This is a genomic window from Dactylosporangium siamense (genome assembly GCF_016862795.1).
Classification (GTDB): domain Bacteria; phylum Actinomycetota; class Actinomycetes; order Mycobacteriales; family Micromonosporaceae; genus Dactylosporangium; species Dactylosporangium siamense.
Map to the genome: position 1 here is coordinate 29,205 of NZ_BONQ01000047.1, position 18,023 is coordinate 47,227.

General features: G+C 72.6%; 18 protein-coding genes, 1 tRNA gene and 1 riboswitch. Of the genes, 9 read left to right on the plus strand and 10 right to left on the minus strand.

What is annotated here, in order from left to right; genetic code table 11:
* Nucleotides 1–22: 22 nt before the first annotated feature.
* From Dsi01nite_RS14745 to Dsi01nite_RS14755, 3 genes are read left to right on the plus strand one after another with little or no spacing between them, the layout of a single operon-like run.
* Entirely contained in the window at nt 23–994 is a 972-nt protein-coding gene (locus Dsi01nite_RS14745) for an aldo/keto reductase (protein WP_203846698.1), read from the plus strand.
* 10 nt (nt 995–1,004) lie between these two features.
* Nucleotides 1,005–2,096 carry a YncE family protein gene (locus Dsi01nite_RS14750; protein WP_203846699.1) on the plus strand — a complete coding sequence of 364 codons (1,092 nt, stop codon included), beginning with the start codon at nt 1,005–1,007 and terminating at the stop codon, nt 2,094–2,096.
* A 12-nt stretch (nt 2,097–2,108) separates the two neighbouring features.
* Entirely contained in the window at nt 2,109–2,300 is a 192-nt protein-coding gene (locus tag Dsi01nite_RS14755; RefSeq protein ID WP_203846700.1) for a DUF5703 family protein, read from the plus strand.
* A 909-nt stretch (nt 2,301–3,209) separates the two neighbouring features.
* Here Dsi01nite_RS14755 and Dsi01nite_RS14760 read toward each other — a convergent pair.
* The 3 genes from Dsi01nite_RS14760 to Dsi01nite_RS14770 all read right to left on the minus strand — a co-directional run bounded on the left by Dsi01nite_RS14760 (nt 3,210) and on the right by Dsi01nite_RS14770 (nt 6,209).
* Nucleotides 3,210–3,935, minus strand: coding sequence for a hypothetical protein (locus Dsi01nite_RS14760; protein ID WP_239135896.1), 726 nt, complete (start codon nt 3,933–3,935; stop codon nt 3,210–3,212).
* Between the two features lie 64 nt (nt 3,936–3,999).
* Entirely contained in the window at nt 4,000–5,301 is a 1,302-nt protein-coding gene (locus Dsi01nite_RS14765) for a M20/M25/M40 family metallo-hydrolase (protein WP_203846701.1), read from the minus strand.
* 83 nt (nt 5,302–5,384) lie between these two features.
* On the minus strand, nt 5,385–6,209 hold the full coding sequence (locus Dsi01nite_RS14770) for an SGNH/GDSL hydrolase family protein (protein ID WP_203846702.1): 825 nt from the start codon (nt 6,207–6,209) through the stop codon (nt 5,385–5,387).
* 126 nt (nt 6,210–6,335) lie between these two features.
* Between Dsi01nite_RS14770 and Dsi01nite_RS14775 the strand changes: the two genes are divergently transcribed.
* The 5 genes from Dsi01nite_RS14775 to Dsi01nite_RS14795 all read left to right on the plus strand — a co-directional run bounded on the left by Dsi01nite_RS14775 (nt 6,336) and on the right by Dsi01nite_RS14795 (nt 9,038).
* Nucleotides 6,336–6,977 (plus strand): hemerythrin domain-containing protein, encoded by a 642-nt coding sequence (locus tag Dsi01nite_RS14775; protein WP_239135897.1) that lies wholly within the window; start codon nt 6,336–6,338, stop codon nt 6,975–6,977.
* 39 nt (nt 6,978–7,016) lie between these two features.
* Nucleotides 7,017–7,163: a GPGG-motif small membrane protein gene (locus tag Dsi01nite_RS14780; protein WP_203846703.1), complete on the plus strand. Its 147-nt coding sequence runs from the start codon at nt 7,017–7,019 to the stop codon at nt 7,161–7,163.
* A gap of 183 nt (nt 7,164–7,346) precedes the next feature.
* Nucleotides 7,347–7,429, plus strand: a tRNA-Leu gene (locus Dsi01nite_RS14785).
* A gap of 126 nt (nt 7,430–7,555) precedes the next feature.
* Nucleotides 7,556–8,020, plus strand: coding sequence for an AbrB/MazE/SpoVT family DNA-binding domain-containing protein (locus Dsi01nite_RS14790; RefSeq protein WP_203846704.1), 465 nt, complete (start codon nt 7,556–7,558; stop codon nt 8,018–8,020).
* The gene (locus Dsi01nite_RS14795) at nt 8,010–9,038 is read left to right on the plus strand and encodes a tyrosine-type recombinase/integrase (RefSeq protein WP_203846705.1); all 1,029 of its coding nucleotides are present in this window, start codon (nt 8,010–8,012) and stop codon (nt 9,036–9,038) included. Before Dsi01nite_RS14790 ends, Dsi01nite_RS14795 begins: the two co-directional genes overlap by 11 nt.
* A gap of 168 nt (nt 9,039–9,206) precedes the next feature.
* Here Dsi01nite_RS14795 and Dsi01nite_RS14800 read toward each other — a convergent pair whose 3' ends face one another.
* From Dsi01nite_RS14800 to Dsi01nite_RS14830, 7 genes are all read right to left on the minus strand, one after another.
* Nucleotides 9,207–10,028, minus strand: coding sequence for an ECF transporter S component (locus Dsi01nite_RS14800; protein ID WP_203846706.1), 822 nt, complete (start codon nt 10,026–10,028; stop codon nt 9,207–9,209).
* Complete coding sequence (locus Dsi01nite_RS14805; protein WP_203846707.1) at nt 10,025–11,617, minus strand: ABC transporter ATP-binding protein; 1,593 nt, start codon at nt 11,615–11,617, stop codon at nt 10,025–10,027. Before Dsi01nite_RS14805 ends, Dsi01nite_RS14800 begins: the two co-directional genes overlap by 4 nt.
* Nucleotides 11,614–12,696 carry a CbiQ family ECF transporter T component gene (locus Dsi01nite_RS14810; RefSeq protein ID WP_203846708.1) on the minus strand — a complete coding sequence of 361 codons (1,083 nt, stop codon included), beginning with the start codon at nt 12,694–12,696 and terminating at the stop codon, nt 11,614–11,616. Before Dsi01nite_RS14810 ends, Dsi01nite_RS14805 begins: the two co-directional genes overlap by 4 nt.
* Nucleotides 12,693–13,508: an SCO2322-related protein gene (locus tag Dsi01nite_RS14815; RefSeq protein ID WP_373318776.1), complete on the minus strand. Its 816-nt coding sequence runs from the start codon at nt 13,506–13,508 to the stop codon at nt 12,693–12,695. Before Dsi01nite_RS14815 ends, Dsi01nite_RS14810 begins: the two co-directional genes overlap by 4 nt.
* Nucleotides 13,505–14,839, minus strand: coding sequence for a cell wall anchor protein (locus tag Dsi01nite_RS14820; RefSeq protein ID WP_203846709.1), 1,335 nt, complete (start codon nt 14,837–14,839; stop codon nt 13,505–13,507). The genes Dsi01nite_RS14815 and Dsi01nite_RS14820 overlap by 4 nt, the downstream gene beginning before the upstream one ends.
* Nucleotides 14,840–14,900: 61 nt before the next feature.
* A complete protein-coding gene (locus Dsi01nite_RS14825) occupies nt 14,901–15,371 on the minus strand; it encodes an SCO2322-related protein (protein ID WP_203846710.1) in 471 nt (156 codons plus the stop codon).
* Nucleotides 15,372–15,391: 20 nt separating this feature from the next.
* Entirely contained in the window at nt 15,392–16,438 is a 1,047-nt protein-coding gene (locus Dsi01nite_RS14830) for a prenyltransferase/squalene oxidase repeat-containing protein (protein ID WP_203846711.1), read from the minus strand.
* Between the two features lie 104 nt (nt 16,439–16,542).
* A riboswitch (cobalamin riboswitch) is annotated at nt 16,543–16,698 on the minus strand.
* Nucleotides 16,699–16,771: 73 nt separating this feature from the next.
* Here Dsi01nite_RS14830 and Dsi01nite_RS14835 point away from each other — a divergent pair.
* Nucleotides 16,772–17,992, plus strand: coding sequence for an MFS transporter (locus Dsi01nite_RS14835; RefSeq protein ID WP_203846712.1), 1,221 nt, complete (start codon nt 16,772–16,774; stop codon nt 17,990–17,992).
* The last annotated feature ends 31 nt before the right edge of the window (nt 17,993–18,023 follow it).

Consider the following 18,023-nt stretch of genomic DNA (forward strand, 5'->3'; position numbering starts at 1 on the left):
TCCGGCCGTATCGTTGCCAGCTATGCAACAGCGACCGCTCGGCCGTAGCGGGCTGGCGGTATCCCGGCTGGCCCTCGGCACCATGACCTGGGGCCGTGACACCGACGCCGACGATGCGGCCGCCCAGCTCAAGACGTTCCGCGACGCGGGCGGCACGCTGCTGGACACGGCCGACGTCTACGCCGACGGCGAGGCGGAGTCGGTGATCGGCGCCCTCGTCGGCCGGCTCGTGCCCCGCGACGAGCTGGTCATCGCCACCAAGGCGGGCCTGCGACCAGGCATGGCACGCCGCCGCGACGGCTCCCGCAGCCACCTGCTGCGCGCCCTCGACACGTCCCTCGAGCGGCTCGGCACCGACCACGTCGACCTCTGGCAGGTCCACGGGTATGACCCCGACACCCCCCTCGAAGAGACGCTCAGCGCCCTCGACACGGCCGTCTCGACCGGCCGGGCCCGCTACGCCGGTGTGTCGAACTTCTCCGGCTGGCAGACCGCCCGCGCCGCGACCTGGCAGGCCGCCTGGCCGGGCCGCGCCCCGCTGGTCTCCACCCAGGTCGAATACTCGCTCCTCGAACGCGGCATCGAGCGCGAGGTCGTGCCCGCCTGCTCCGCGCTCGGCATCGGCCTGCTGCCCTGGTCGCCCCTCGGCCGGGGAGTGCTCACCGGCAAGTACCGCGGCGGCGTCCCCGCCGACTCCCGCGCCGCCTCGCCGCACTTCGAGCGGTTCGTCGCCCCGTATCTCGACGACCGTTGCGCCGGCATCGTCGAGGCGGTCGCCACCGCCGCCGGCGGCCTCGGCGTGTCGCCCCTCGAGGTCGCGCTCGCGTGGGTCCGCGACCGCCCCGGCGTGGTCGCGCCCGTCCTCGGCGCCCGCACCGTCGGCCAGCTCCTCGGCGCGCTGCAGACCGAGGAGATCGACCTGCCCCGGGAGATCCGGGCCGCCCTGGACGACGTGTCGGCGCCGACGTCGGGCTATCCGGAGCGCCAGACATAATTGCCGCATCATGCGCCGTGTCTCGTTGTTGTCGTTGGTACTGGTAGCACTCCTGGCCGGGTGCGACGCCGGCGCTCCGGTCTCCCGCCCTGACGCGACCGTGCCCACTCCCACCTGGGCGCCGGAGCCGTCGGTCTCCCCTGCCGGGACGGTCGTCCCGGTGGGTGGTCCGCCGCTCGCGGTGGCGGTCGGCTCGTCGCTGACCGCGGTCGGTCTGGCGTCCTCGCTCGTCGTGCTGGACTCGTCGGGGGCGCGGGTCGCGTCCGTGCCGGTCCCGGATCCGGTGCGGGCGGTGGTGGCGCTGCCGGGCGGCCGGTTCCGGGCCGTGTCCGGTAGCACCGTGCTGACCGTGTCCCCGGTTTCGGCGTCCTCTTCCGCTGCCTCGTCTCCTTCGTCTTCTCCGTCGTCTTCTTCTGCTGCTGCTCCGTCTTCGGCTGCTTCGTTGCCGGCTTCGGCTTCTTCTGCTTCGCCTTCTTCTGCTTCGTCGGCGGTGGTGGCGCGGTGGTCGATTCCCGGGGCCGGTGCCGCGCTGGCCGTGCACCCGTCCGGGTGGACCGCGGTCGCCGTCCCGTCCCTCGGCGACGTGATCATCCTCTCCGACACCGGCTCCGTGACCCGCACCCTGCACGTGGGCGGCCGGCCCGGCGGCGTCGCCGTCGTCACCGAACTCGTCGCCGTGCTCGACCCCGCCGAGACGTCACTCACCGTGTTCGACACCACGACCGGCGCCCGCAAGGAAGGCCTCCGCGCCGGCGACGGCGCCGTGGCCGTGACCAGCGACGGCACCGGCCGCTTCCTGGTGATCGACGCCCGCGACGGCGAGCTGCTCGCCTTCGAGACCGGCCCGCTGATCCTGCGGCAACGCTTTCCGGTGCCCGGCTCCCCGTACGCCGCCGCCTACGACCAGACCCGCAACACCCTCTGGGTGGCGGTCACCGAACGTAACGAGGTTGTGGGCTACAACCTGACCGGCGGCACCCCCCGCGAAGTCGCCCGCCACCCCACGCCGCGCCTGCCGATCGCGGTCGCGGTGGACCCGTCGACCGGCGCGGTCGTGGTCGCCGGGTCAGCCGAGGGGCTGGTGCAGCGGATTTCGCCGTAGCAATATCGGTTCATGGACTACGAATACGTGCCGTTGCGGCTGCCGTCGAACGTGGACCGGCTCACCGCCAACGCACAGCTGACGATCCAGGCCGAGTACGGCGGCTGGGAGCTGGCCCGGGTCCGCCTCTACGCCGACGGCACCCGACAGGTCATGCTCCGCCGCAGAGTCACCAACGACACCATGCCCGGCCTCAGCACGTAGGGTCCTCCCCCCGTCCACTTCTCCCGATCGTGCGCGCCACGGCCGCACGGGGACCAGCCACGGGCACGCACACATCCGGTGAACTCTTCGGTGCTCTGTTCCCCGAAGGGCCCACTGTCCCTGCTCCGACCCGCGGCACTCGTGGTCTTGGCCTGCCGCCGTTCGCTCTCCAGCTTCCGATCTTGCGCCCCGTGATCGAACGACGGATCCCGGTGACCGATGCTTTGATCACGGCCGCGATACCCTGGCGCCGCTTGCGGACAGCCGCCCTGGGCGTCACGCGGCGCACCGCTCGTGATCGAAGGCGCGCAGCGGCCACCCAGGCAGCTGCCAGTTCCGGGACGACTTTGATCAACCGTCCATGATCGAACGCAGGCGGTCCCGGTCGCCAGAAAACGACAGAACGCCTGGGCCATCGCGATCCAGCGGACGTGCCCGAGGCCCGGAGTGCACGGCCCACAGGCGAACGTGCTCAAGGCCGGAAACGCACGGCCCACGGGGGACGTGCTCGAGGCCCCCACCACACGGCTCACAGGCAGACGTGCTCGGCCCAGAGTGCACGGCTCGCATGCGGACGTGCTTGAGGCGCGGACCGCACGGCCCACAGGCAGACGTGCTCGGGCCGGAGTGCACGGCTCACAGGCAGACGTGCTCAAGGCCCGGACCGCACGACTCACAGGCAGACGTGCTCGGGCCGGACCGCACGGCCCACAGGCAGACGTGCTCAAGGCCCGGACCGCACGACTCACAGGTGGACGTGCTCGGGCCGGACCGCACGGCCCACAGGTGGACGTGCTCGAGGCTCGGAGCGCACGGCCCGCAGCGCGAACGGGGGCACGGCCGGCGCGCCACCCTGTGGGCACCACACCGGCCGGCCAACGTGCAGTGGCCGGCCGGGTGGGCGGTGGGTCAGCGGCGGTCGGCGGGTGCGGAGCTCTGGTCGGAGGCCTCGTCCAGGCCGGCGTCGATGCCGACGCCCTCCTCGTCCTCGTCCTCGTCCAGGTCGACGAACGCGTGCTCGTCGAGGCGGTCGACCACCCGGTCCTCGGCGCCGACGGCGAAGGGGCCGGTGCCGTCGTTGTCCTCGTAGGCCTCGGGGTCGAGCGGGGTGGCGACCTCAGCGACGACGACCACGCCGTCGAGGGACTCGAGCTCGGGGATGTCGAGGGCGCCGAGCGAACCGTCGCCGGCCTGCATCAGCTCGAGGACGGCTTCGCCGACGGTCTCGACCGCGGCGGTGTCGCCGTCGCCCGGGTTGGTGCGGCGGGCGGCGTCGGCGAGGCGCAGCAGCGCGGCCACGCTGGGGACGCGGTAGTCGCGGCGCTGGCGGACGGAGATGATCTGCGGGTGCGGGTCTTCGGCCTCGGTGCCGTCGACGCCGCCGATGCCGACGCCGAACTGGCGGTCGGCCTCATCCGGGTCGATGGCCTCGACGTCCCACGGGGTGACCTCGCCGTAGGCGTCGAGCAGGAGCTCGTCATAGCCGTTGGAGGCGTTGTTGAGCTCGACGTAGGCACGCCAGACCTCGTCGTCGTCGGCCCGCCCGTCGGCGGCCTTGACCGCGGCAAGGTGGTCGCGGGCCGCCGTGATCACGCGCTCGAGCGCGGCGTCAAGCTCCGCGTGCCGGTCGGTCATGATGGGACTCCCCCTGATTGGTGGCTGTCGGTGTCGGGTGTCGGGTCGGGACTGATCGGGTTGATCAGGACTGCTGGAGGAACCTGTCGAGGACTCGCACGCCGAACTGTAGTCCCTCCACGGGAATGCGCTCGTCAATGCCGTGGAACAACGCGCCGAAGTTCAGGTCGGCGGGCAGGCGCACGGGCGAGAAGCCGAAGCACCGGATGCCGAGCTTGTCGAACTGCTTGGCGTCGGTGCCGCCGCTGAGCATGTAGGGCACCGGCAGCGCACCCGGATCCTCGGCCTTGAGCGCGGCCGTCATCGCCTCGACCAGGGCGCCGTCGAAGGTGGTCTCCAGGGCGGCCTGGCGGTGGATGTACTCCAGCTCGATGTCGGGGCCGACCAGGTCGCGCAGCTGCTGCTCGAACAGCTCCGACTGCCCCGGCAGGGTGCGGCAGTCGATGGTGGCCGACGCACGCCCCGGGATCACGTTGTCCTTGTACCCCGCGGCGAGGCGGGTCGGGTTGGCCGTGTTGCGCAGCGTCGCGCCGATGATCATCGCGATCGGGCCGATCTTCTCGACGGCCTGCTCAGGGTTGTCGAGGTCGAGCTCGATCTGGAGGATCTCCGAGACCTGCTCGAGGAACGTGCGCACGGTCGGCGTCATGATCACCGGGAACCGGTGCCGGCCGACCCTGGCGACGGCCTCGGCGACCGCGGTCACCGCGTTGTCGTCGTTGATCATCGAGCCGTGCCCGGGCCGGCCCTTGGCGTGCAGGCGCAGCCAGTCGATGCCCTTCTGCGCGGTCTCGATGAGGTAGAGCCGCTGGTCGCCGCCGACGCTCACGGAGAAGCCGCCGACCTCGCCGATCGCCTCGGTCACCCCGTCGAAGTGGTGCGCGTGCTTCTCCACCAGATACTGCGCGCCGTAGGTGCTGCCCGCCTCCTCGTCGGCGACGAACGCGAGCACCACGTCGCGCGGCGGCTTGCGGCCCTCTCGGCGCATCTGCCGCACGAGGGCCAGGACCATCGCGTCGAAGTCCTTCATGTCGACGGCGCCGCGGCCCCACAGGTAGCCGTCCTTGATCTCGCCCCCGAACGGGTCGACGGACCACTCGGACGCGTCGGCCGGCACCACGTCGAGGTGGCCGTGGATCAGCAGCGCGTCACGGCCGGGGTCGCTGCCCTCGAACCGGGCGACGACGCTGGCCCGGCCCGGCGCGCTCTCGTGGATCTGCGGCTCCAGGCCGACCTCGGCGAGCTTCTCGGCGACGTATTCCGCGGCGAGCCGCTCCCCAGCACTGGTCTCCAGGTCGCCGGTGTTGGTGGTGTCGATGCGCAGCAGGTCGCGGCAGAGCTCGATGACCTCGTCGGTGGCGTCCATGGAGAAGTCATACCAGGCCGCTGTGACAATTCCGGCGGGTGGTCCGGCGACGTACCCCGAGACGTCACCGGACCGTCACACACTCACCAGCCGAAGCCGGCCGCATAGGTCACCGAGGCGAGCACCGCCTGCCCCGACGCGTTGGGGTGGAAGTAGTCCCACGTCGAGATCTGGGACAGCTGGAACGCGTAGCCGAACACGGCTCCGCCGTCGTACTTGCAGTTCGCGCCGTACGCCGTGCACGCGGAGGCCAGCTGACCGTTGAAGTCGACCACCCGCTGGCGGACGCGATCACGCCGGGCGGTGTCGGCCGCGGCGGTGGACGTCGGGTTGGCCAGCATCGACTGGCAGATGCCGAACAGCCCCCAGGCCGTCCGCGCGCCGGAGCTGTCCTTGCCCACCTGCCACAGCCGCTTCAGGTCGGGCACGCTGACGAGCAGCACCTTCGCGTCGGGCAGGCCGGCCTTGAGCGTGCCGAGCGCGCTGTCCAGCGCCGCCCGGAACGCCGCCACGCTGGTCATCGACGCCTCCGAGGAGGTGCAGGCGTCGTTCGCGCCGATGAGGATCGTGACGTACGCGACATGCTGCGAGACGGCCGTCGACGCCTGGCCGGGCATGTCGGCGACCTTCGCCCCGGATCTGGCGTCGTTGTATGCCACAACGGCCGGGTTCTGGGCCCGGATCCGCAGGTAGTGGCTGTTGACGGCGGAGTTGTTGCCCGTGCTGAACGAGCGGGTCGGGCAATCGACGAACCATCCGCACGCGTTGAACCCGCGAGTGATGGAGTCGCCCATGCTGGCGATCGAACCGGGTGGCGGCCCGGCGGCGGCGTGTGCCGGGATGGCGGTCCCGAGCAGCACGACCAGGGTGGCGGCGAGGACGGTCAGCCCCCGCCTGGTGACGGACATGGCGGCCCCTTTCGGTGTCGCATTCATAGTTGTGTATGAAAGCGTACTGGCCGGTAACCGTCTGTTTCAAGAACTTGCACGTCGGGTACCGATGCGGCACCAGCAAAACCGATCGATGGAGGTCTCGTGAGCGCCGCACCTTTGCCGCCGCTGCCACCGGTGCCGGGCATCGAGGACGACGACGTCGACTTCGGCGGTGACAACATGCTCGACCTCCTCGACGAGGACCACCGCCAGCTCACGTCGCTGTGCGAGCGACTGGCCGCTCCCTCCTCGCAGGAGCGGGCGAAGTCGCAGGACATCGAGGACGTCCTCGTCGCCACGCTCGCCCGGCACCTGTCCGCGGAGGAGCAGTACCTCTATCCGACGGTCAAGGCCGTCCTGCCCGACGGCGCCCCGATCGCCGAACAGGAGATCGCGGCCGACGCGGAGCTGCTCATCGCGCTGCAGCGGCTGCACGTGACGTCGGCAGCGGACGAGGCGTACCGCAACGCCCTGGACGCGGTCGCGGCGCACGTGCGCGACCACACCCACCGCACCGGCGAGGAGGTGTTCCCCCGCCTCCGCGAACAGTGCACCGACACCGAGCTCGTCCGGCTCGGCAACCGGGTCCTGATCGCCCGCGGCGCGGCACCCACCCGCCCCCACCCGAACACCCCGTCGGCACCACCGCTCAACAAGCTCGTCGACCCGGCCGTGGCCGTCGTCGACAAGGTCCGCGACGTCCTCACCCGCCGCACCACCTGGCCGGAGGACCTCGCCAGCTGATCAGGTTTATCGATCTCACCCCGGAGGTACTACACCATCATGGCAACCGTTCTGTGGATCATCGCTGTGCTCATCGGCATCGCCGGCGTCGCCGCCCTCCTGCGCCGCCAGATCCTGTGGGGCATCATCCTCATCGTCGTCGCGCTGCTCGTCGGCCCCGGCGGCGTGAGCATCTTCAACGTATGACCTGCACGGGTGACCGGCTCCCCCACCGGCCACCCCAGCGAAACAGGGCCCCGGCGATCCCCCCTCCGCCGGGGCCCTTCGCGTGTCACACCCCCCGATTCGCCAAGATCTTCCAGGACCGTGTAATGTCTCCGACGGCCATCCGGGCGGTGCGGAAGTCACCGGGTAGGATGTTCACAGCAGGTCGAAGTGGCGGAATGGCAGACGCGCTAGCTTGAGGTGCTAGTGCCCGCAAGGGCGTGGGGGTTCAAGTCCCCCCTTCGACACTGGTCTTGGTGAATGTTTACCAAGATCGTGGGGACCAAAGCATCCCAGCAGCTGACCCGAGCGGGTGAGCACCCGGTCGGGTTTCGGCATGTGCGGGCAACGCTCCGGCGGCGACGATGAGCCGCGTGCCGAGCAACGTTCCGGCCCCGGCCGAGCAGATGATCGCGGCGCTCATCCCCGCACCACTCCCCCGCGCCAGCCCGCCACGGCCACCATTGCCCCGGCTGCCGGCACCGCGCACCGGCCCTGACCTGGCCGACGCGCAGCTCGACGTCGGTCGGCTCGACCCGTCCGGCCGGATCTCGGCCCGCCCGCTGCTGCACCGGCTCGGCTGGCCACCGGGGCACCGCATCCAGTTCGACATCGCGCACGACGCCATCACCGCGACCTCCAGCCCGACCGCACGCCACACCGTCGGCGCCACCGGTCTCCTCGCCATCCCTTCGGCCATCCGGCAGCTGTGTCACCTCACCGCTGGCGACGTAGTCGTCCTCCTTGCCAACCCCGGTCGTGACCTGCTCCTCATCCACCCAGCCCGAACCGTCGCACAGTTCCTCGCCGAGCGCTTCGCCACGGACGATGACGCCTGACCGCGAGCGGCTCGCCGCCGCCTGGACAGCCCTGGCCGAACTCGGCATCACCCTCGCAGACCTGCAACGCGATGCCCGACCGGCAGTGCCGACCTTCGACGAGTACCTTCCGCAGGTGCTCGCCGCGGCCGGACCCGGCGCGCTGCGCGCCTACCACAGCTACTGGCAACGCATGACCACAGCCTGGGGCAACCTCACCATCGACGCCATCACCGCCAGCGACATCCAGGCACTCCAGCGACGCGTCGTCGCCAACGCACGGGCCCGGCGCAACAGCCGCGGCGGCCGCCACGCCGGCGAACTGCTCATCGCCGCCGCCCGCGCCTTCTACAACGTCGCCATCGCCGACGGTCTCATCGACGCCACGGACAGCCCAGCCCACCGGGTCCGCAAACCCCGGCGGCTCCCCACCACCCGACGAGCGCTCACCCCGGCCGAACTGACCGACATCAACCAGGTCGCCCGCACCACCGGCAACGACACCATCCTCGACGCACTGCTACTGCGACTGCACACCGAGACCGCATGCCGGCGCGCCGGTGCCCTCGGGCTGCGCCTACAGGACCTGGACGCCGAGCGGGGCCTCCTACAGCTGCGTGAGAAGGGCGGCACGTTGCGCTGGCAGCCAATCAGCCTCGACCTCGCTGCCAGCCTCGCCCAGCATGCCGCCGTTCGCGGCGCAGTCCTGCCCGCAGATCCGCTGCTGCGGTACCGCAACGGTCGTGCCTTGACCGGCCGCCGCTACGACGAGCTCTGGCGCCGCGTCGGCCGGCACCTGCCGTGGGTCGCGGCTCAGGGCATCACCGCCCACTGGCTGCGCCACACCACGCTCACCTGGGTCGAGCGGCACTTCGGGTACGGCACCGCCCGCGCCTACGCCGGGCACACCGACACCACCGGACCGGCGACCACCACCTACATCCGCGCCGACCTGCAAGCCGTCGCGACAGCCCTCGCCGCGATGACCGGGCAGCCACACCCGCTCGCGCAACTGATCGATGACAGTCGGGTGGTCTAGCGGACACTTCAACACGTCTGCGCTGCGCCGTTGCGGAGCTGGTGGAAGGCATTCTTGTGGGACCAGGTCCTGTCGTCGTAGCTGGTTATGAACGGTTGCGGCCTGGCGACGGCCGTTGCTCTCGAGTAGAGAGCCGGTCACGGACGTTGCCAATTGTTGGGTCAACCATCACGAAGCCAGTCGATTGCCCTCCGCGCTGGTGAAGTCGGCGGCGGCGTCGAAGGCGGCTCGGCGGCTGGCGCGGCGGAGGGTGGTGAGGACGGCGGTGCCGAGGACGGCGACGGCGACGCTGTTGGTGATGGCCCGGCCGGTGTCCCAGCCGAGGGAGGACGTGGTGACGGTGAAGAGGACGAAGCGGTGGAGGTTGTCGAGCAGCGGGGCGCCGGCGAGGTAGGAGAGCTGGGTGTCGGCGGCGGGGCTGAAGGGCCAGAACCACATGTTCATGCAGAAGCCGTAGGCGTAGGCGCTGACGGCGGCGTAGGCGGCGAGCATCGCGATCTCGGCGCGGCCGGTGAGGCGGCGCGGGAGGAGGCCGGCGCCGAGCCCGACCCAGGAGGCGGCGAGCATCTGGAACGGCAGCCACGGCCCGACGCCGGCGGTGAGCAGCGCGGACGCGAACAGCGACGTGGAGCCGAGGAGGAAGCCGAACCCGGGTCCGAAGACGCGGCCGGCCAGGACAAGGAGGAAGAAGACCGTTTCGATGCCGGCGGTGCCGGCGCCGAGCGGGCGGAGGGCGGCGTTGATCGCGGACAGCACACCGAGCATCGCGACGGCCTTGGTGTCCATGCCTCCGCTGGTGAGTTCGGCGAGCATGACGGCGACGAGGACCGGCAGCAGCACGACGAAGATCAGTGGTGCTTCAGCGGTTCGCGCGACAGCCGCTGGATCGGCGGGGACGAACAGCGGCCAGAAGAACGCCGCGAGGCCGGCGGTGGAGGCGAGGGTCAGCACGAGCGCAGCGCGGGGGCGGACGCGGACGGGGTGGGTCATCGCAGGGCCTCGGCGACGTCGGCGACGGTGAGCCACGGCTGCGGGTGCAGGATCTTGGCGACCTGCGGGGCGAACGCCGGTGACGCGGCGATGATGTCGGCGGTGGGGCCGTCGGCGACGATCTCGCCCTGGGCCATGACGACGACGCGGTCGGCGAGGGCGGCGACGAGTTCGACGTCGTGGGTGGCGACGACGACGGCGGTGCCGTTCCGGGCGAGGCCGCGCACGATGCGGGTGAAGTGGCGTTTGGCGGTGTAGTCGAGGCCGCGGGTGGGTTCGTCGAGCAGGACGACCGGTGGTGCGGCGGTGAGCTGGATCGCGAGGACGAGGGCGAGGCGTTGGCCTTCGGACAGGTCGCGGGGGTGCAGGTCGCCGGGGATGCCCGGGGCGAGGTCGTCGAGCAGCGCCCGGCAGGCCCCGGGAACACCGTCGGCGTCCGCGGCGGCGCATTCGGCGTCGACGGTGTCGAGGTACAGCAGGTCGGCGGGGGTCTGCGGGACGAGTCCGACGCGGCGGCGGGCGTCGGTCGGGGACAGTTTCGCCGGGTCGGTGCCGCCGGTCGTGACCGTGCCGCGCTGCCGGGGGCCCGAGCCCTGCAACGCCCAGAGCAGTGACGACTTGCCGGATCCGTTGCGGCCCATCAGGGCGACGACCTCGCCGGTGCGCAGCTGCAGGTCGACGCCCGCGACGGCGGTGTGCCGTCCGTACCGCACGACGACGTCGTGGGCCAGGAGCTCGACGGTACCGACGCCGAAGCCGCGACATGGTGGCTCGTGGTCTTCGAGGCGGGCGCGCAGCGGGGCGGCGGCGCGGCGGGCGTCGCGGACGGACAGGGGCAGTGGGTGCCAGCCGGCGAGGCGGCCGAGCTCGACGATCGGCGGGGCGACGGCGGCGGTGGCGAGGATCCGGGCAGGTGGGCCGTCGATGACGGTTCCGTCGCCGGGGAGGTGGAGGAGGCGGTCGGCGTAGTGGGCGACGCGTTCGAGGCGGTGTTCGGCGATGAGGATGGTGATGCCGAGGTCGTGGACGAGCCTGGTGACGGCGGCGAGGACGTCCTCGGCCGCGGTGGGGTCGAGGGCGGAGGTGGGCTCGTCGAGGACGACGACGCGGGGGTGGGCAGTGAGGACGGCGCCGATGGCGACGCGTTGCTGCTGCCCGCCGGACAGGGTGCGCAGCGGCCGGTGCCGCAGGTCGGCGATGCCGAGCAGGTCGAGGGTTTCCTCGACGCGTTTGCGCATGGCCGGGGCGGGCACGGCGAGCTGTTCGAGGGCGTAGGCGAGCTCCTCCTCGACGGTGTCGGTGACGAAGCCGTGCAGCGGGTCCTGGCCGACGTACCCGACGACGTCGGCGAGCTCGCGGGGTGGGTGGGTGCGGGTGTCGCGGCCGGCGACGGTGACGCGGCCGGCGAGGGTGCCACCGGTGAAGTGCGGCACGAGCCCGTTGACCGCACGCAGCAGTGTGGACTTGCCGGTGCCGGTGTGGCCGGCGACGAGGCACAGCTCGCCTTCGCCGATGCTGAGGGTGACGTCGCGGATGGTGGGTGTCGCGGCGCCGGCGTAGGTGACGGTGACCCGGTCGAACTCGATCATGCTGGTGCCTCGGCGGTTTCCGTGGGGACCGGTGGGGTGAGCCAGGCCGGTGCCACCGCGAGCGCGACGGCGAGGGCGGGCAGCAGCGTGAGCTGCGGCCAGGTGAGCGGGCTCAGCGACGGGTACAGATTGGCGGGGTCGACGGTGGCCGTGGCGAACAGCAGCGCGCCGGCGCCGATGCCGGCGAGCGCGGTCAGGGTTTCGGGCAGGCGCCACGGGTCCGGCCGGTACCGGCTGCGGGTCACCCGGCGCCCGCCGAGCAGCATGCCGGCCGCGGCGACGGCCCCGCCGGCGGCGAGCATGGGCAGGCCGAGCGCGCGGGGTGTGGTGGCGTCGAGGAGCCCGTACACGCCGGCGCAGACACCGAGGAGGCCGCCGACGACGAGCGCCGCGGTGGCGAGGCGGACGGGTCGTGGGGTGGTGCCGGCGCGGGCGTAGCCGCGGGAGTCCATGGCGGCGGCGAGGGTGAGGGACCGGTCGAGGGCGTCGGCGAGGACGGGCAGCAGGATCGCCCGCAGCGCGTGCACGCCCTTGCCGGCGCCGCCGCGGAGCCGGCGGGCGCGGCGCACCCGCAGGACGCTCTCGGCGAGCTGCGGGGCGACGGACAGTGCGACGATCACTGCGGTGCCGGCCTCGTACAGGGCGGCGGGGACGAGTTTGAGCAGGCGTTTGGGGTTGGCGAGGGCGTTGGCGGCGCCGAGGCAGATGAGCATCGCGGCGAGCCGGAGCCCGTCGTAGAGGCCGCCGAGCAGTTCCTCGGCGGCGACCGGGCCGAACAGCCGGATGCCGGCCGCCCACGCGGGCAGCGGGACCTCGGGCAGGGTGAACAGCACGTGGGTGCCGCCTCCGCCGCCGAACAGGACCCGGAACAGCAGCCGGCTGGCGACGATCAGCGCGCCGAGGTACAGGTACAGCCGGAACGCGAGGGCCCACGGGGCGTCGGTACGGCGGCGGGCGACGACACAGCCTGCGGCGGCCACGATGAGGGCGAGGACGATCGGGTTGGTGGTGCGGCTGGCCGCGGTCGCCAGCCCGATCGCCCACAGCCACCACGCGGCCGGGTGCAGCGGCCGGGTCATGTGTCGCGGGTCCTGCGGCGCCGCCACGCGACGACCCCGGCGGCGACGGCCAGCGCGGCGAGGAGCCCGGCGCCGGCGAGGGTGCCGACGGGAACCCCGGATGCGGTCCTGGTCGCCTCGGCGTCCGCCGCAGCCTCCGGGGCTGTACTTGACGTTGTCGTGGTCACCGCAGGCGATGGGGGTGCGGACGTGACCGTCGAGGGTGGGGCGCTGATGACCGGCGGGCCGCTGGTGACCGGCACCGCGCCGGTGGTGCGGGGCGCTGCCGGGGTGGGCGGGCCGGTGGTCGGCGGCGGGGGTGGTGATGCGGCGGGGCGGGCGGGGGTGGCGCCGGGCTTGGGGGCGGTGCCTTCGGTGTGGTTCTTGGAGAAGGACCAGCCGTCGAAGCTGCCGGGTGGTGGGGTGCGGTTCTTGACGCCCTTGTCGCTGTAGGTCCAGGCGCCGCCGTTCGACGCGTGCCAGTAGGACCAGTAGGCGGTGGCCGGCGGGGTGTCGACGCACGGTTCGGTGGCAGGGCCGGGTTTGCCGTCGATGCGGCAGACGAACGCGAGGCCCCACCGGTTGGTGCCGGCGACCGTGAATCCCGCGTTCTGCAGAGCGGTCAGCCCCGAGGACTGGTTGCCCGGTGCGCAGCGGATGACGACGCCGCCGCCGAGCTCGTGGAAGTCTACGACGACGGTGACGCCCGTGCTGTCCGGGCAGTACCCGGCCGTGCCGGCCGCGTGGGCGGTCCCGGCGGGCAGCACCAGTCCGGCGGTGGCCGCGATCAGCAGCGCCGCCGCTCGGATCAGGTTGGCGGGAACGGACGTCACGGTGTGCGACGCCGGCGGGCGGCGAGGACCAGGACGGCACCGGCGATGATCAGCCCGACGGCGACGGCGGCGATGCGCATGATCGGGTCGCCGGTGACGGGCAGCGCCCCGCCGGGCGTCGTGCTCGCTGACCCGCTGACGGAGGCACTCACCGACGGGCTGGCGGACGCGGATCGTGACGGCGACGGTGACAGCGACACGGATGCGGACGGCGATGCCGATGCCGATGCCGATACGGAGGCTGACGGAGATCCGGTCACGGGCTTGCCGATGTCGCCGAGGGGAACCTGGGCCAGGGCGAGGACGGCCTGGGCGGTGGCGCGGCGCCACTGATCGCGCAGCATGTCGTCGATCGCGCCGGTGGCGTGCGCCTCCGCGGAGTAGGCGATCGCGCCCTGGTCCGCGCCGGTGGTCAGCTGCAGCCCGGTGATCCACGTGGCGGCCTTGCCGGCTTCGGCGGTTGCGCCGGCGGCGGCGAGGGCCTGCCCGGCGAGGCCGGTGCTGTTGCTGTTGGCGACCGAGGGCAGGTTCGGGTCCGGCTGCTGCGGCCCGTTGACGAACGACCCGTCCGCGGCCTGTTTCGCCTTCAGCCAGGCGACGGCCTTCGCGGCCGCGGCGGACCCGGGATCCGTGGCGAGGACGGCCTGGACGGCCATCGCGGTGGCGTCGACGTCGGCGGCGGCGTCGCTGGTACAGGTTGCGCCGGCCGGATCGGGGTTGAGCCGGAAACCGCCGGCGGGGCACTGCTGCCGGACCAGGTAGGCGACGGTGTCGGCGGGCGCTCCCCCGCTGCGGGTCAGGCCGAGCACGGCGAGGGACTGGTCGAAGGTGTTGGACGCGTCGCCGCCGTACACGTCGGGGGTGGTGTCGCGGACCCGGCCCCGGTGCGGACCGGAGGTGGCGATGAGGGCGCGGGTCTGCGCGTCGAGATCCAGACCGCCGAAGTGTTTCGGGTCGCGGCCGGCGACGACGGCGGCCAGGAGGAGCTTCGCGGTGGACCCGGCGTCGGTGATCCGGTCCAGGTCGCCGTCCTCGTCGTAGTCGATCTCGTAGTAGCTGAAGGTGGCGGCGTTCGCGGCGACCTGGTCGGCGACGGCCGCCGCGGCGGCGGGGGCGACGCCGGTGGCCTTGAGGGCGAGCAGGGCGTCGATGGTGAGGCCGATGTCGGGCATGCCGAAGTTGGTCAGCAGCCCGTCCTCGAGCTGGGTGGTGAGCCAGACGCCGGCCGTTTGCGGTGCCGGGCCCTCGGCGGCGGCGACGGTGCTGACGGCGGCGAGGCCGGTCGCGACGGTGGCGGCGAGGGCGGCGACGGCCCTGCGGTGCGGACGCATGTGGAGCCTTCCGGGTGCAGCGGTACGGCGCCGCCGTCGTGGCGGCGCCGTACCGGGTCTGTCAGGGGGCGGTGATCGACGGCTGCTGGCCGGAGCCGAAGCGCCAGCCTTCGACGGTGCCGATCGCCGGGTTGAACGAGGACGCGCCGCTGGAGCTGTACGTCCAGGCGCCGCCGGGGGCGGCGTGCCAGTACGACCAGTACGCCGACGCGGGCGGGGTGTTGACGCATGGCTCGGTCGCCGCGGTCGGCTTGCCGTTGATCCGGCACACGAACGCCAGCCCCCACCGCTGGGTGCCGGTCACGGTGAACCCGGAGCCGGTCAGCGCGGCCAGGCCGGTGGCCGGGTCGCCTGGGTAGCAGTTCGTGACCACGCCGCCGCCGAGCGACCCGAAGTCGACCACGACGGTCACGCCGGATCCCGCAGAGCAGGCGGCGGCATGCGCGGCCGACGGAGACGCCAGGACGAGGGCGCCGGTGGCCGCGATCGCGGCGACGACGGTGGACACGGTGCGGCGCAGGGTGGACGTCATCGTTCCTCCGAAGTGGACGGTCACGGGCAGGCCAGCACGGGAGCGGCGGCCTTCGAGCCGGCCGAGGTCAGCGCCGCCAGGCCCTGTCCGGTGAGCCCGGGCACGGCCTGCGCGGTGGCACGGACGGCGGTCGCCGGGTCGAACCCGGCCGGGGTGTAGGCGATCGCGCCACGGTCGGCGGCCGGGCCGGTGCACCGCACCTGCAGTGTGAGCAGGAACCCGCGGGCCTTCAGCCAGGCGACCGGCCGTCCGGCGACGGCGAGGGCCTGCGCGGCGAGGCCGGTGCTGTTGGCGTTCACGACGCCGGCGCCGTCGGTGTACGAGCCGTCGCCGGCCTGCCGCGACACCAGCCACGCGATCGCCGGTGCGGCGTCGGCGGGCCGGTGCACGGCGAGGAGCGCCTGCACGGCCAGGGCGGTCGCGTCGACGTCGCTGACGCAGGCCGGCTGGTCGTAGTAGAGCGGGTAGCCGCCGTCCGCGCAGCGGGTGCCGGCCAGGTAGGTCGCGCCGGTCGCCGGTGCGCCGGCCGGGGTGCGGCTCAGCGCGAGCAGCGCGAACGCCTGGGTGAACTGGTTGCTGTAGTCACCGAACGCGGACCGGTCATTGAACCGCCCCGACGGCGCCTGCAGCCCGCGCAGCCGGGTGATCAGGTCGACGCCGCCGAACGCGGCCGGGCTGCCGCCGCGGACCTGGACGGCGAGGGCGAGTTTGGCGGTGGCGCCGGCGTACGCCTCGGTGCCGTCGCCGATGTAGCCGGTGAGGATCTCCGGGCGGGCCAGCCATGCGGTCGCCTTGCCCGCGTTCGTCCCGGAGGCTTTCGCCGCGGCGAACGCGAGGATCGCGTCGATGGTGAGGCCCTGGTCAGGGTAGGCGACGCCGTCGAAGACGACCTCGAAGCGTTCACCGTCCACGAGCTGCCGGGCCAGCCACCCGGCGGCGGCGTCGGGCCGGTTGACGGTCGGTGCGCTCGCGGCGGCAGGCGCGGCGGCGATCAGGGTGGTGGACAGGGCGAGCGCGGTGAGCACCCCAGCGAGGAGGGTGCGGGCGCGGTGCCGGTGGACTGCCATCAGGCGGTGCCTTTCCGGCCCTGACAGTCGAGAGAAACCGGGGACGAGACAACCGAGACGCCCGGTGGCTCCGACCCGTGGGCCACGACGGGTAGGGAGGTGCAGAAACCAACGCGCGTCAGACAGGTATTCGGGCTCGCGACAAGCACAAACGCGCTCGTCGCCTACCGTTGCGGGCCAGCGCCGGAATTCGACCGGACTTCCCCCATCAACACACGGCTATGCAGTTGTGACGTCCAGTCTGTCGGGCGAACCACCGCGCCGTCAATCCCGACCATCCCGCCGCCAACCCTTATTGCAAGTAATATGCAATAAGGTCTAGGGTCGGTGCTCATGGCGTTGTCCCTGCTCCCGGCGCCGGGACCACAGCGTTTGCTGGCGCTGTCCAACTTCGTGTTCACCGTCGGCAGCGGCATGTACCTCACCGCCGGCGTGCTGTATTTCACCGAGGCGGTGGCGCTGCCGGCGGCGCAGGTCGGCGTCGGGCTCGGCGTCGCGGGGGTCCTGGCGCTCGCGCTCGGTGTCGCGGTCGGCCACCTCGCCGACCGGCGCGACGCGCGGAAGGTCTACGCCGCCACCCTCGGCGCGCAGGCCGCGGCAACGGCCGGGTTCCTGGTCGTGGACGGGTTCTGGGCATTCGTCGTGGTCGTGAGTGCGGCCACGGCGGCGAAGGCAGCCGGGGTCGCGGCGCGCAGCCCGATGATCCGCCGATTCGGCGGAGACCGGCCCCAGCAGTTCCGTGCCTACCTGCGGGCGGTCACCAACGTCGGCGTCTCGTTCGGTGCGCTGCTGGCCGGGTGGGCGGTGCAGACCGGCACCCACACCGCCTACGACCTGATGGCAGCCGGGATGGCGGTCGCCACAGCCGGGTCCGCGGTGTTCCTGGCGTTCGTACCGCGCGTGCAACCACTGCCCGCCGCGGCGGGACCGCGCTGGCTGGCGCTACGGGACGGGCCGTACCTGCTGCTCACCGGCCTCGACGGGATCATGGCGATCCAGTTCAAGGTGCTCACGGTGGCGATGCCGCTCTGGGTGCTCGGCGCAACCCGGGCACCGCACTGGACCATCGCCGCCACCATGCTCACCTGCACCCTGATCGTCGTCGCGTTCCAGGTACGTGCGAGTCGCGGCATCGACTCACCGACGGCCGGAGCGGCCGCGTACCGGCGGGCCGGGGTCGCGTTCCTCGCCGCGTGCGCGCTCATCTCACTGACCGCCAAACTGCCTGGATGGGCCGCGGCGGTCATGCTCGTCGCGGCCGCGGTGGTGCACACCGTCGGCGAGCTGTGGCACGCCGCCGGCGGGTTCGAGCTGTCGTTCGCGCTCGCACCGGACTGGGCCACCGGCCAGTACCTGGGCGTCTTCGGCCTCGGCGCCGGGATCGCCGAGGCGGTCGGGCCGGGACTGCTGATCTGGCTGTGCATCACGTGGGGCCGGCCCGGCTGGTACGTCGTCGGGGCGCTGTTCCTGGTCACCGGCCTGGTCATGCCCGCTGCCGTCCGGCTCGCCCACCGCAAGGCGGCCACCGCGACCGAACCCGTCATGGCCGTCTGACAAAGCGGACAGGCACAACGCCCCGTACGGT

Bases quoted from the DNA above. Each gene is read 5' to 3' on its own strand.
- Dsi01nite_RS14745 (WP_203846698.1), top strand. From the start codon at position 23: ATGCAACAGCGACCGCTCGGCCGTAGCGGGCTGGCGGTATCCCGGCTG.
- Dsi01nite_RS14750 (WP_203846699.1), top strand. From the start codon at position 1,005: ATGCGCCGTGTCTCGTTGTTGTCGTTGGTACTGGTAGCACTCCTGGCC.
- Dsi01nite_RS14755 (WP_203846700.1), top strand. From the start codon at position 2,109: ATGGACTACGAATACGTGCCGTTGCGGCTGCCGTCGAACGTGGACCGG.
- Dsi01nite_RS14760 (WP_239135896.1), bottom strand. From the start codon at position 3,935: ATGACCGACCGGCACGCGGAGCTTGACGCCGCGCTCGAGCGCGTGATC.
- Dsi01nite_RS14765 (WP_203846701.1), bottom strand. From the start codon at position 5,301: ATGGACGCCACCGACGAGGTCATCGAGCTCTGCCGCGACCTGCTGCGC.
- Dsi01nite_RS14770 (WP_203846702.1), bottom strand. From the start codon at position 6,209: ATGTCCGTCACCAGGCGGGGGCTGACCGTCCTCGCCGCCACCCTGGTC.
- Dsi01nite_RS14780 (WP_203846703.1), top strand. From the start codon at position 7,017: ATGGCAACCGTTCTGTGGATCATCGCTGTGCTCATCGGCATCGCCGGC.
- Dsi01nite_RS14795 (WP_203846705.1), top strand. From the start codon at position 8,010: ATGACGCCTGACCGCGAGCGGCTCGCCGCCGCCTGGACAGCCCTGGCC.
- Dsi01nite_RS14800 (WP_203846706.1), bottom strand. From the start codon at position 10,028: ATGACCCACCCCGTCCGCGTCCGCCCCCGCGCTGCGCTCGTGCTGACC.
- Dsi01nite_RS14805 (WP_203846707.1), bottom strand. From the start codon at position 11,617: ATGATCGAGTTCGACCGGGTCACCGTCACCTACGCCGGCGCCGCGACA.
- Dsi01nite_RS14810 (WP_203846708.1), bottom strand. From the start codon at position 12,696: ATGACCCGGCCGCTGCACCCGGCCGCGTGGTGGCTGTGGGCGATCGGG.
- Dsi01nite_RS14820 (WP_203846709.1), bottom strand. From the start codon at position 14,839: ATGCGTCCGCACCGCAGGGCCGTCGCCGCCCTCGCCGCCACCGTCGCG.
- Dsi01nite_RS14825 (WP_203846710.1), bottom strand. From the start codon at position 15,371: ATGACGTCCACCCTGCGCCGCACCGTGTCCACCGTCGTCGCCGCGATC.
- Dsi01nite_RS14830 (WP_203846711.1), bottom strand. From the start codon at position 16,438: ATGGCAGTCCACCGGCACCGCGCCCGCACCCTCCTCGCTGGGGTGCTC.
- Dsi01nite_RS14835 (WP_203846712.1), top strand. From the start codon at position 16,772: ATGGCGTTGTCCCTGCTCCCGGCGCCGGGACCACAGCGTTTGCTGGCG.